12 protein-coding genes are annotated in these 12,466 nt (G+C 55.1%); 8 read left to right on the top strand and 4 right to left on the bottom strand.

The window, feature by feature from the left end; genetic code table 11:
• Positions 1–211 precede the first annotated feature (211 nt).
• Both arfB and HG15A2_RS14975 read right to left on the bottom strand, forming a co-directional pair.
• Positions 212–637, bottom strand: coding sequence for an alternative ribosome rescue aminoacyl-tRNA hydrolase ArfB (gene arfB, locus HG15A2_RS14970; RefSeq protein ID WP_145060994.1), 426 nt, complete (start codon positions 635–637; stop codon positions 212–214).
• A gap of 9 nt (positions 638–646) precedes the next feature.
• Positions 647–1,465, bottom strand: a complete 819-nt coding sequence (locus tag HG15A2_RS14975) for a sugar phosphate isomerase/epimerase family protein (RefSeq protein WP_145060995.1) — start codon at positions 1,463–1,465, stop codon at positions 647–649.
• A gap of 892 nt (positions 1,466–2,357) precedes the next feature.
• On the opposite strand from HG15A2_RS14975, the gene HG15A2_RS14980 reads away from it, so the two are divergent.
• The 4 genes from HG15A2_RS14980 to HG15A2_RS14995 all read left to right on the top strand — a co-directional run bounded on the left by HG15A2_RS14980 (position 2,358) and on the right by HG15A2_RS14995 (position 6,833).
• On the top strand, positions 2,358–2,990 hold the full coding sequence (locus tag HG15A2_RS14980) for a response regulator (RefSeq protein WP_145060996.1): 633 nt from the start codon (positions 2,358–2,360) through the stop codon (positions 2,988–2,990).
• 141 nt (positions 2,991–3,131) lie between these two features.
• Positions 3,132–4,937 (top strand): AAA family ATPase, encoded by a 1,806-nt coding sequence (locus tag HG15A2_RS14985; protein WP_145060997.1) that lies wholly within the window; start codon positions 3,132–3,134, stop codon positions 4,935–4,937.
• A 216-nt stretch (positions 4,938–5,153) separates the two neighbouring features.
• Positions 5,154–5,840 carry a hypothetical protein gene (locus HG15A2_RS14990; protein WP_145060998.1) on the top strand — a complete coding sequence of 229 codons (687 nt, stop codon included), beginning with the start codon at positions 5,154–5,156 and terminating at the stop codon, positions 5,838–5,840.
• A gap of 129 nt (positions 5,841–5,969) precedes the next feature.
• The gene (locus tag HG15A2_RS14995) at positions 5,970–6,833 is read left to right on the top strand and encodes a lysophospholipid acyltransferase family protein (RefSeq protein WP_145060999.1); all 864 of its coding nucleotides are present in this window, start codon (positions 5,970–5,972) and stop codon (positions 6,831–6,833) included.
• Here the strand turns inward: HG15A2_RS14995 and HG15A2_RS15000 are convergent.
• Complete coding sequence (locus HG15A2_RS15000) at positions 6,805–6,972, bottom strand: DUF1328 domain-containing protein (RefSeq protein ID WP_145061000.1); 168 nt, start codon at positions 6,970–6,972, stop codon at positions 6,805–6,807. The two genes, HG15A2_RS14995 and HG15A2_RS15000, sit on opposite strands and share 29 nt — an antisense overlap.
• Positions 6,973–7,443: 471 nt before the next feature.
• On the opposite strand from HG15A2_RS15000, the gene HG15A2_RS15005 reads away from it, so the two are divergent.
• The 4 genes from HG15A2_RS15005 to HG15A2_RS15020 all read left to right on the top strand — a co-directional run bounded on the left by HG15A2_RS15005 (position 7,444) and on the right by HG15A2_RS15020 (position 10,984).
• Positions 7,444–7,623, top strand: coding sequence for a hypothetical protein (locus tag HG15A2_RS15005; RefSeq protein WP_145061001.1), 180 nt, complete (start codon positions 7,444–7,446; stop codon positions 7,621–7,623).
• A 196-nt stretch (positions 7,624–7,819) separates the two neighbouring features.
• A complete protein-coding gene (locus HG15A2_RS15010; RefSeq protein ID WP_145061002.1) occupies positions 7,820–8,722 on the top strand; it encodes a PfkB family carbohydrate kinase in 903 nt (300 codons plus the stop codon).
• A gap of 26 nt (positions 8,723–8,748) precedes the next feature.
• The gene (thpR, locus tag HG15A2_RS15015; RefSeq protein ID WP_145061003.1) at positions 8,749–9,336 is read left to right on the top strand and encodes an RNA 2',3'-cyclic phosphodiesterase; all 588 of its coding nucleotides are present in this window, start codon (positions 8,749–8,751) and stop codon (positions 9,334–9,336) included.
• A gap of 202 nt (positions 9,337–9,538) precedes the next feature.
• Positions 9,539–10,984 carry a hypothetical protein gene (locus HG15A2_RS15020; protein WP_145061004.1) on the top strand — a complete coding sequence of 482 codons (1,446 nt, stop codon included), beginning with the start codon at positions 9,539–9,541 and terminating at the stop codon, positions 10,982–10,984.
• A 247-nt stretch (positions 10,985–11,231) separates the two neighbouring features.
• Here HG15A2_RS15020 and HG15A2_RS15025 read toward each other — a convergent pair whose 3' ends face one another.
• Positions 11,232–12,074, bottom strand: coding sequence for a MarC family protein (locus HG15A2_RS15025; RefSeq protein WP_145061005.1), 843 nt, complete (start codon positions 12,072–12,074; stop codon positions 11,232–11,234).
• Positions 12,075–12,466: the final 392 nt, after the last annotated feature.

Consider the following 12,466-nt stretch of genomic DNA (forward strand, 5'->3'; position numbering starts at 1 on the left):
TGTGAGTGCGACGCCGGTGTGGCTGGTTGGTTGCTGACGAGACAATTTAGCATACCCTACGATAGTACAATTCGGCTAGCCTCACCCCTCAAAAGGACTAGACATGTAACCTCTGGAAGGAAACGGCGTATGGTTTCCACCAGGCAACCTACTAGAAGTGCCTCTAGGCAAAGCAGAAACGCCCGGAGGACGAGAGATCGATCCGATGAGCTTACTCGGGGCGGAAGCGCCGCTGCTTCTTTTGATCTGAGCGCCGCTTTTTCTCTGCGATGCGGCGTTCTACCGAACCGCGCGTCGGTCGCGTACTACGGCGACGCTTGGGGGGATGCAATACCGGCAACAGCAATTGCCGCAGTTTGTCGTAGCAGGCAGCTATGTTGCGGATTTGCTCGCGATGAATGTCCGAGGCGAGCACCAACTCGCCAGCCTGATTCACACGATTGGCATATTGCTTGAGAAAGCGCTTCTTTACGGTCTCCGTTATCGCATCCGTAGCGGCGACGTTCCAACGTAGCACGGCCTTGGTGTTCACCTTGTTAACGTTTTGTCCGCCGGGGCCGCTGCTTCGTGCAAAGCTCAGCATCATTTCTTCGGCCGGAATGGTCGTGTCGGGGTCGATCAACAATGCTCGCGCCATCAGGGCACCTTAGCTTCCGACGTAAGAAGCGCAGGCCGATTCAAAACAGCGACGCGAGCCGGTTAGTAGCTCTTGATACCGGCTCGGGTGAATTTCGCTGCCTCGCAGTTCCACGTCGAAGTCTCCTTCGTACCCCGCTTCGAGCAAGCCTTGCACGAGGGTGTCGATCTCGACACGACCTTCACCCAACGGGCAACGGTTAGTATCGATACTATGAGGTTCATTGAAATCGCTTAAATGAACCACACCGACATAGGGAGCTAGCTCTTCCAAATTTGCCATTACGGAGCGATCGTGCCCGAAGTGATAAGCGTCAAAGACTAGCTTTAAGTGGGGCGAATCGTAACTGTCGATCAAGGCGATCGTGGATTCCAGATCGGAGAGAAACGTCCAATCGCCGGCACAAGCCGGGTGCATGGGCTCCAGGGCCAAATCAACTTCGGCATCTTCCGCTTCCCTAAGTAACTCGTCCAGCGCCCCGCGAAGCAGCTTCTCTGCGTTGCGATAGGTGTGATTATTTCGTCCGCCGGCGTAGATCACCAAGCAGCCCGCGTTGAGTGCTGCTGCAAGTCGTATTGCGTGGACGGCATCGTCGATGCATTCAGTAAGCCGGCGACCATCGTTGCCCGTAAACCCACCAGCCCACATGAGGTTGGTTACTTTCAATCCACTTTCGACGAGCAAATCGACGCCGCGTTCCTCACCATAATCTTCCAGCTTCTGCCGCCAAACACCGATGCCCTCATAACCTGCTTGCTGATAGCGCTGGATGTCTTCTTCGAGCGACCATCGGTAGGTCGTCAACTCATTCATTGAAAGCGTTGGCATGGCGAGAAACTTTCTCTATGTCATCCGCTAGCCTGTCGGAGCACTTACGCTATTGTTTTGCAACGCGGCGTAGACGCTTTGGCAGGGTTTAGCGGTGGGGAGTGGCCCGGGCCCACAATCTATATGAGTGCCGCGGGTGTTGAGAGTATGCGAGACGTCCCACCATGTGTAAAGCATTTTGTGAATTCAAAGCAAGATTAGTCTCTGAAAAACAAACTGCGTAAGGTCTCAATTAGAGGTAGCGTTAGGCCAAATTTCCGCAAAAGGCTTGCCCCAAGTGCAATCTTCACGCTACATGTTGTATGCAGACGCCAACCATAGAGCACCCTCGTGCCCTCAAGAAAAAAGCGTTACCAACTGCCTAGAGCAAAGTTGTTTTGCATAGAGGATGCAGACTCTCCGCCGACTTGCTAGCAAGTACCTACTTTGGGGTGTGCCACCATTGCTGGTAGGCAAGAAAACGTGTAGAGCATATTTTCTTTGCGCAATTTGAGGCTCTTACCTGGCACGAAACAAGGTAACTCCGCCCTGTTTTTTTGTCACTCGACTGGCAAAACCCAGTCAAAGGCTAGAAATTCCCTAGCGATAGTTGCCTCTCACCTTGAAGCTGCTATCGTGATTCTGGGAGGCGGGGCGGTGCAATCGCCCCAAGATTAGAGGATCGGCAAATTCTACACTCGCGACCAGTACTCGCGTTTGCATATCAAACCGCTCTTCGAATAAGCACGAGATCATGGGCAGAAGGCCGCGAGATCAAGCGATTTTCGCAACAGTTGCGGGAGTATTGATTTAGTAAGCTGGGAGAGTTGTTTTCAGGCTTGAGTGGCTCCTTGAGCTGCGCGACGAAGTCAACCTGTGGTGGTGGCAACAAGTCTAGCCCTGGAATGTGGTGATGCCTAAGCGTGTTCTCATTATCGACGACCATGAAGTGGTCCGCATCGGCTTGCGGAGCCTCCTCGAAAGTGCAGAGATGAAGGTCGTAGGAGAGGCCTCCGACGGCGAGCGGGGTATCAAGCTGGCCGAGTCGAAGAACGCCGATTTGGTGATTCTCGACATTCGAATGCCCGGCACCGACGGCCTCTCCTGTCTCACGACTCTCCGCAGCAAGCAGCCCGAATTGCCGGTGCTCGTACTTAGCGGGTATGACAATCCCACTTACTTCGCTCGGGCCCGTGCGCTCGGTGCAGTGGGTTATCTACTCAAGAGCATTCCCGCGCAAGAGATTGTCGCCGCCGTACAAAGTGCTGCTGCCGGAGAACAAGTCTGGACTCGCGAAGGCATGCGGCGCGTTACTGGAGCGCTGGCGACACCGCGCTCGCAGCTCGATCTGGAAGCGCCCCTCACCAAACGCGAGGACGAAGTTCTCAAGCAACTCGCCCTGGGGCTGAGCAATAAAGAAATCGCACTCGCTCTGGGGATCAGTTACGAAACGGTCAAAGAGCATGTCCAGCATATCTTACGAAAACTGGGAGTTGTCGACCGCACTCAGGCAGCCGTTTGGGCGGTGCGTCGCGGGCTTGTGTGAGAAGGATTGGGGCTGATCGTGCCGCTATCGCTTTTAGCCTACTGCTGTCGTACTTCTGGCGCGATGTAAATGTAGCTAGAATCGTGGTAGCGATTAAATACTTGCCGCTCCACCTTCTACCTCTATCCCTAGTCTTTGCCGATGTCTTCCTTCGAATTCCCCGACTTGCCATCTCAATTTCGGCAACTCCTAGGGCAGTGCCGCGATCTGTATGTCTCCAGCGGCGAGCGGGCTGCCCGCGAGCACGCTCACTTGCTACCTAGTCCTGCCGAATCATTCGTCACGCTGATGGACGACTTGCATCGCGCGCTTGCGGTGAAAGTGTTCGTTACGATTTGCGAAGCGGACCGTCGCTGGAGCAAGAACGAAAAGTTTCTCGCAGAAGTCCTACTGTTTCACCTGTGGGGACAGTGGCTTGAAGAAGACGCCCTGCACGAAGCACTCGCCGATATGTCGAAGCGGGCACTGGAATTGAAGTGGTACGCCACGGTGCGCCCCTTTGACGAGTTGGCACCGCTACGAGATCGGATTGGCGAGCTGGAAACCATTGTCACTCGCATGGCCAATGTCATCGCCCGCGCAGATGGTCCGCTGAAAAACAGCGAGGCAGGCCGCATCAAGATGATTCAGAACGAGTTGCAAATTCATCTGCGCGAAATCCCAATCGACGAAGCTGAAGCGCACGAAGAAAAAGATCGCATCGGCCAGCAAGCGATCGAGAAAATCTACGACGTGTTTGACAAGCTGCCAAAGACGTTGCGAAAAGACTCATCAGCCGATGCACAAAAATTGCCCGGCTCAGCTCAGCAACCCAGTTCACCCCAGCAACAGGGGGGAGTGAAAGTCAAAGCGAAGCAAACGCTCAAGCCGGAGGCTCCCAAACTCACTCTTGAGGAAGCGCTCGCAGAACTCGACAAGCTAATTGGCCTCGACACGGTCAAAGAGGAGGTCCGCACGCTCGCTAATTTCCTTAAGGTGCAAGAGAAACGAGTGGCGGCCGGACTGCCGACAACGAAGCTCAGTTTGCACATGGTGTTCCACGGCAATCCGGGCACAGGTAAGACAACCGTCGCGAGAATCGTAGGCAAGGTGTTCGGCGCCATGGGGGTGCTCGCCCACGGACACCTGATTGAGACCGATCGCAGCGGCTTAGTGGCAGAGTACTCTGGCCAGACAGGCCCTAAGACCAATAAGAAAATTGACGAGGCACTAGACGGAGTGCTTTTTATCGACGAAGCCTACACGCTCATCTCTGGCGAGGGTGAAGACCCATTCGGCCACGAAGCGGTCCAAGCCCTGTTGAAACGCATGGAGGACGATCGTAAGCGATTGGTCGTCATCTTGGCAGGATACCCTGTGGAAATGGACTCGCTCTTGCATTCGAATCCGGGCCTCTCCTCCCGATTCAGTCGTAAGCTGGAATTCATCGACTACACCCCACTCGAACTGGCCGGTATCTTCGGCTTAATGGCTGGGAAGAACAGCTACGAGCTAGGGGCCGTAGCCAGGGCCAAGGTGCTACTCGGCATGCAGTATCTTTACGAGCGTCGCGATCGCCACTTTGGCAACGGGCGGACTTCGCGCAATCTGTTTGAGCACGCTATCCGCAGAATGGCCAATCGTATCGCCGAGATTAGCCAACTTTCGGTCGAACAGCTCACCACGCTCGAGCCCGACGACATCGAATTCAACAGGGTCCCCGCAGAAGTGTTCGATCCGTTGGATTCGGAGGAAGGACGTAAGGAGCTGCGATTCCACATCACATGTCCCGAGTGTGAACATGGGAAAGACATCCCACTGAAGTTTCTCGGTCAAAATGTGAAGTGCCCGAAGTGCGATCACGATTTCCAGGCTGACTGGGGAGAACCCGTCGAGAGCGTGAAATCACCCGCAGAGAAAACGGAGCACCCCGAAAAGTCCGCGGAAAACAATGCAGGCCAACAGTGAGACGAGGCGTTATCGTTTTGACGACGACCGGCTACCGATGCTCCCGCGGTCGATTATTGCGGCATCTATCTACACGTGCGGGATTCCACGAAACTCTAGGTAAATCCCGGGGGATACGCCGCCGGGTGCTCACCACGTGTCGGATTGGCACGCCGCTTGCCTATTACCTGTGTAGAAGTTCAAACCATTTCACTTTCAACACACAGGAGCCCCGCCATGTTCCGCACACTCGCACTCACAGCCGTAACCGCCACACTCGCCGCTTCCTCGGCAACAGCCCAGGTGGTTTCCTACCACCACCACAGCACGGTCGCCGGTGATTACCTCGGTGGCTATGCCGAGGCTGTTCACGCTGAAGGCCTGAACGTGAGAAACCGCGCTTACGCCTATCGAGTCCTCGTTGCCGCCGAACGCGAACGCGAAGCACTCCGCCAAGAGCGCGACACTGCTTATCGTTATGAGTCGGAGCTCGATCGCAAGGAGATAGCTCGCCGGGCGGAAATCAATCGAGAGCGCCGTCGGTTGAAAGCAGAGCAACTCAACGAAGACGCCCAATACCTGTTGGAAGACGTCCAGAACCGACGCCATATTTGGCCTGAGGCACTTCGCGAGCCACAATACGCTGGCCATCGTTTGCAGATCGAATCGATATTGCGTGATTGGGACACCGGCTACCCAGGCGATCGTCGCTCCCTTGAGATCGTGGTCACGGAACTGCGAGACCAATTGGACGCGACCACCACTGCCGATCATCTCAGTCATCGCGACGCAGTAAGCACGCTACGTCAGTTAGAAGTACTTGCCTTGCGACGCGACTACGTGACAGCCGAGCAACCTGCCGCCGGTCGAGTCGCTAGTCGACTGCCCGCTCGACTCACGGATACCCATTTGGCGAGTGAGTGAGTCGTGCAGGGATCGCGGCCAACTAATGCTGGAGTTTCGCAAGCGGTGTGGGTTGTGGTACGGTAACGTGCCAATGGCGAACCCTACACCGCTTTTCCATGCGCCACACCTGGCGCGTAAATCCCACGCATGAATAACGAGCGAAGAACGACCCCCGGACTATGGCCAAGAATACGCCTTGGCTGGCGCATCGCCGCGTTTCTAACAGCGACTGTCGCGCTGTACTTAGGATTGCGGCTCGACGGACTGTTTCGCCGCCGGCTCAGCAAGATCGAGCGGATTAATCTCTGGGTGCCGCGCTGGGCCCGCACGTTCCTCTGGCTCTTTGGCGTTCATGTCGAAGCACGCGGGCCGCACCTTGATGCGAAACAGCTCTACCCAGGCTGCGATTCCAATGGCGTAGGGCGCATCTTTGTGGCAAATCATCGCTCTGCAATTGACATTCCCGTAGTGCTCAGCCTCTTTGCTGGGCATGCCATTAGTCGACACGACTTAGCGAACTGGCCACTGTTCGGATCGCTGGGCAAGCAAGTAGGCACGCTGTATGTGGATCGCAGCTCGCGCCGCAGCGGCGCAGAAGTCCTCGGCGAAGTCGATGCTTCGCTCAAGAGCGGAGAAGGAGTGGTCATGTTTCCCGAAGGAACTTCCCACTTGGGTGACGATGTCCACGCGTTCCGCCCCGGAGCTTTCAAAGCAGCTGAGCGCGCAGGGGCCCAACTCGTACCGTGGGCGATTGCTTACGAAGATGACGATGCCCACTACTATCATGAGAGTTTTACAAATCATTTGTTGAGAATCGGCACACGACGGCGACTGCACGTAGCAGTCGTCGCCGCGGAGCCCATTTCTCCAGACGGCCGAACAGCCATCGAAGTGCGCGATGCCGTCCAAGAACAAGTGCAGGCGATGGTCCATGAGGCGCGCAGCCTCATCCAGCCGTCATACACTAAAGCGGTTACTCAAGCTAAACCGCTGGCGGACGTTTCTCTGTGATCAATCCGATCACGAACAGGATCACAAAAATCAGCACGCACCATTTGGCGATGGTGGCAGCGGTCCCAGCAAGAACGCCGAAACCAAGCACACCAGCAATGAGTGCAATGACCAAAAAAGTTAGGGCCCAACTTAACATGACTATCTCCTCAAGTTAAAAACAGGTACTCGGTCTGCGCACGAAAAAAGCCCGGGCGCAATGATGCGCTCGGGCTTTCGTAGGCCGAGATCGGAAAAGGTGAAACTGCAGTTCCACCGCTTCTATCATCGTTGCCGACTATTGGATTTCAAGGCAACTAGTGCTAGATACTCTTGGCGGGCGTCAATCTGTGGCAATCTTTGGCACTCCGAGAGAGACAATTATTATTGCTGAATAGCGGTACCCATGTACGCTAGGGCAGCAAAATTGCCGTGATCCTCGCATTCGCCTGTTATCTGTTCACAGGTATTCCTGGAGAACGCCAGGGCGCTTGACCTTACCCTGAAATAGGTCAATGATTATGCAACCTAGCAAGGCTATGGCAGCCCGGCTTCTCGGAATTGTTTCGAGCACGCCGGGCTTGTTTTTATGCACGCAAATCGTGCTGAACAATGAAAGTGAGAAATGATAATGAAGGATAACAAACAGTGGTCAAAATGGCTGCTCACCCTAGCTCTGGTTCCCGCCGGCTTGTCGCTCGGTTGCAATGAGGAAAAGGTGCTCGATGTCGAAACTCCAGCTGGAGAAGTGGAAGTCACTGAAGATACAGAAACCGGCGAAGTGGATGTCGAAGTAGATGACAACGAGTAAGTGATGGCAGACCCCAAAGCCACGAGCCTCGCAGAGGTTCGTGGCTTTTTTCTTGCACAATACAGACGCGACGTCGGGACGAGGGCGGCTACCGAATCTTCCTTGAAGCTGGCGGCCCTTGCGGGCACCGGTTCGCAGCGTCCATAATCGTTCGCTGTTGTTCTTGCCTCACTACTGTTTCTAAGAAAGATTTGTCATGCCGTTGGTCGTCGTTGGCTCCGTTGCAATTGATCATGTTGAAACGCCCACCGAGCGCAGGAATAACCTGCTTGGCGGGTCGGCGACTCATTTCTCTGTCTCGGCCAGCTTCTTCACCGACGTGCGTCTTGTCGGCGTAGTGGGTTCCGACTGGCCTGAAGAGCATACCGCAATGCTCCAGAGCAAGGGCGTAGACACTTCGGGACTGCAAGTCGTTGAAGGAGGGAAGACGTTCACCTGGACGGGCCGCTATCTGCCGAACATGAATGATCGAGAAACGCTCGACGTGCAGCTAAACGTTTTCGGTGAGTTCGACCCGGTCCTCCCAGAGGATTACAAACGAGCCAAGTATGTCTTCCTAGCCAACGGCGTCCCTGCGGTGCAAATGAAAGTGCTCAGCCAAGTGCCCGGTCGTCGGCTCGCCGTGGCAGACACCATGGACTTGTGGATCAGCACGCAGCGCGACGATCTGGACCAACTGCTCGGCGAACTTGACGGGCTGGTGCTCAACGATAGCGAAGCGAAGCTGCTCACTGGCAATGAGAATTTGGTCGAGGCAGGGCGGGCGGTACAAGATATGGGCCCAAAGTTCGTGGTCATCAAAAAGGGTGAACATGGCGCAATGTTCTTCGGCGAACACGAGACTTACGTACTGCCTGCTTACCCCACGGAAAACGTGGTCGACCCCACGGGTGCCGGCGACAGCTTTGCCGGCGGCATGATGGGTTACTTGGCAGAGAAAGACAACTTCGACGCCGACACGCTCAAAACGGCGATGGCGTACGGGATTCTCGTGGCAAGCTTCAATGTGGAGGGCTTCGGCTTGGAGCACATGCACAATATCACACGCGACGATATTGAAGAGCGTATGGAAGAGTACCGGCGGATGTTAAGCTTCTAAGTAACTTGTAGGGAGCGATCGCCGCTATGAAAAGCTACCAGATGCCCAAGACACGTACGTTCATCGCGGTCCCCGCCGAGGGCGAGGTCCAGGGGGCGGCTCTTAACGCCATCGACCAACTACGATCCGTCGTAGACGGAGTCAAATGGGTTGAGCCTGAGAATCTTCACTGGACGCTCCAATTCCTGGGCGACATTGATGATGTCGAGATGGCCCAAGCTTGCCGAAGAGTCGTAAAGGTCGTTGCCCAACACGAACCATTTGTGCTGCACGGCAAGGGCATTTCGGCGTTCCCTAGTCCTGATCGACCGAAAACACTTTACCTGGCTTCCGACGTCGGTAGCAAAAAGTTCTGTGCGTTACAGGCAGACATCGAAGAGAGCCTCGACGACATGGGCTTCCGCGGCGAGCGCCGCCAGTTTGTACCGCACTTGACTCTGGGTCGCATTAACCGGGGCGGGCGTGGTGGCGATGCTCTCTCAGAACAACTTGTCGCCATGAAAGACCTCGAAGCCGGCGCCATGGCAGTCGACGAGGTGCTGGTATTCGCCAGTCGGCTTCATCGCCAGGGTCCTGGCTACCAAGTTCTCGCAACGGCCGCCTTAGGCAACTAAGTGTTGAACTCGCCGAGTCGGCAACCTTTGCCGAGCCGTTAAACTCGCCGCTAGCATTGGCTGAAAAACTCCTACAGCCGTTATTATCCGCTCACTCCCACCGCGGCAAACCACCGAATACTCCAGTAGCCGCCCGGGCTTTGCGAGCTTGCGCGTGGCTCGTGTTCTCTTCAAAATTCTTTTCAAATGAGGGTGGGAACTGATGAACGTTTCTCGGTATCTCAAGTTGGTGGCAGCTACGTTGGCTGTCGCGTTAATAGTACCAACCGCGTCATCTGCGCTAGGCCAAGCGGTAGGTACGGAACAATTCCTTGCCGCTTCGGAAGCCGCCTTCGAGGAAGCTCCTATAAGCACGCCTACCGACACTTCCGACTTTCAGTTTGTTGACGACTTCACTCTACCAACGACTTCAAACACATCGGTGATCGAAGATCGTTGGGTGCGCCCCACGCAGGCCCAAACACGCGGAAATCGCAACGATGCAGTTCGCGTAGCAAACCGTTCGCGCCGTTCCGCTCGTACGCCCTATATGATTGGCGATTCCCCTGGTGAAGAGTATGACATGTTCGGTCCTCATTCCAACGGCTTGACGGTCGATGGACTAGACATGCTCTCGGTAAATCATCCGGCGCTCACCGGCAACCGCTTCAATGCTTCAGAGGCGGGATCCTTCTTGCCGACAGATCGCGTTTTCTTCAGCTATCGTCACTTGCACAATGCTAGTGGTACCAACTTCTTCGGAAATGTGGACACGGTCGATATCGAACGTTTTCTCATCGGCTTCGAGAAAACGGCTCTGGATGGTCGCGTATCTGCTGAGTTACGCATCCCCCTCTTGCTGCAACTCGACTCCGATCTGTCTGGTGACAAGCTGCTCTCGGGTGATCGCAGTGGCGAGTTCGGCAACATGTCCGTGACTTTGAAAGCATTGATTGCGGCCCGCCGGAAGTTTGCTCTCGGTGCGGGTTTGGCTGTGAACATTCCCACCGCGGAAGATCTCACCGTACGACAGACTGTCGATACGCCCCTTGTGATCGATCCGGGTGCTGGTGTAACGGGCCTCGCTGACTTTTCAATCAACGGTCAGTTTCAGAACGACACGACGAGCCTGATTCCTTACCTTGCTTGGTTGTTCAAACCGACGGATCGATTCTTCCAGCAGGGCTTTCTCCAGATCGATGTGCCGCTGAACTCCTCCGATGCGAGCCTCGATGTCGACGGTGTTATTCTGCCCGATAGCGACTACGACACTCTTGATATCACCAACTCGCAAACGGGTAATATCGAGCTGCAGACTCTGCTTCGCTTGAACATGGGCTTTGGGTATTGGCTCAAGCAAGGCCGCAAGAACGGCCAAGCAACTGGCTTGGCTGCTCTCATGGAAGTTCACTACACGACGGACCTCGGCGATGGTTCCGCTTTTGAAATGCCACTAGGATCTCTGAACGATCCTTCGGCTACCCTACCAGACATTCCGCTGACTGCCCGTGCTGGTACTGGCGACGCGGACTTCGATGTTGTGAATCTTAGCTCGGGCCTCGCGCTTGACCTAGGCGGTTGCGTCATCACCAATGGTGTGATCGTACCGATCAGCGACGATCGCTACTTCGACTTCGAGTATAACCTGCAGATCAACAAGCGATTCTGAGTCGCTCAACGCTAGCGTACTGAGTGATTGAAACACAAAGAGCACGAAGAACACGAAGGACAACTCCTGGTGGTTTTCGTGCTCTTTTTCATCGTTGTGATTCTTGCAGATTGATTGCACAATCGCATGGTAAACCCACGACGGCATTCCATGATGGTTTTGCACGTAAAACGTGTTTCTACGAGCAAAACTCGTCTCGCTCGCAAGCGACCTTCCCGCGTTAACCCCTGCTGCAGCAAGACTTACGTCAAACTGCAATCCAACGCCCACTGACATTTGCTTTGCAATAGTCCGGCGCGTGCAAAACCCTCCGTACCTGCCCGGCACGTTTTCGCGTCCCAGCAACTGGTTGCCTGCTAAAATCTAATCGCGCGACGGGCAGCGAAGAACCATGGTAACGAAACGCTGCGACGTTGGCGCTGACGTTTTTTGACCAGTTGTGCGCAATGCCAGATTCCCCTCGATTCGGTTCCTGGAACACTTTCCTGGCCGAGGAAGAACCGGCGGCTAGCACCGTGCCGCTCACATTGCGCCATCCCCTTTGAGCGGATTGGCGCTCCCAGCGGCAGAACCGGTGTATTGCGTCGTGTACCGACATTTGCTGTACGGGCATGTCATGGAGCACTTTCAGTAGGATCATCACAGCAACGGAGATCATCAACGCCACGATGATCGCGCCGCATGCAGCGAGCGGTGACAGTGTCTTCCCCACGATCACACTAGCGCTCAACGTCCCAGGACCGATCAGCACGGGCATGGCAATCGCGTCGGAAAGATATTCCGGCTCGCCGCGCAACATCTCAATCCCGGTCGGTCCGCTAAACACAAACTGAAGACCGATCAACAAGAAGACGATACCGCCGAATACCTGAAAGGACGCAAAGTCTGCTTGTATGATGCCTGTAAGTAATGCGTCACCAGCTAGTGCGAAGTAACCGAAAACTGCCGCTGCGATAAGAGCAGCTCGGAGCAACACGCGACGGAAAGCGATGCGGTCGAGGGTCTGGACGACATCCAGTAAACAAACAATGACCAGGAATGGATTGAGAAGGGCTAACAAAATCGCAACGGCCCGGACGAAGTCGGTCATTGTTCCCGCGTACTGAACTTGGTATTGCTCACATTTATTGCAAGAAAGACCATGCGTGAGACGGAACAAGACCCCACGACGGACTCATCCTATACCGATTCGGAAGGCGTCGTAAATCGCTGCTGGCTTGAGCTTTAGGACGCGAAAAGCTGGCAGTAGCAGTCCACTGAATGCAGGCTGCGAAGAGCGAAAGGTACTGGCGAGCAGATCAGTACCTCTGATCTGCATGTGGTTCGGTCTCCAGCTTCTCTTCGATTGAAGTGACCATGGGGGAGAGCGTGCGTGTGCCCCTCCTACTCAGCCAGGATGGCCGAGCTACCATTCTGCGCGGGCTTGAATTAGAATCAACGCCGTCACTTCGTTCTTGCTTGGCCAGAAAAGGAATCAGGAAA

The sequence above is a fragment of the Adhaeretor mobilis genome, from assembly GCF_007741515.1.
GTDB classification, from domain to species: domain Bacteria; phylum Planctomycetota; class Planctomycetia; order Pirellulales; family Lacipirellulaceae; genus Adhaeretor; species Adhaeretor mobilis.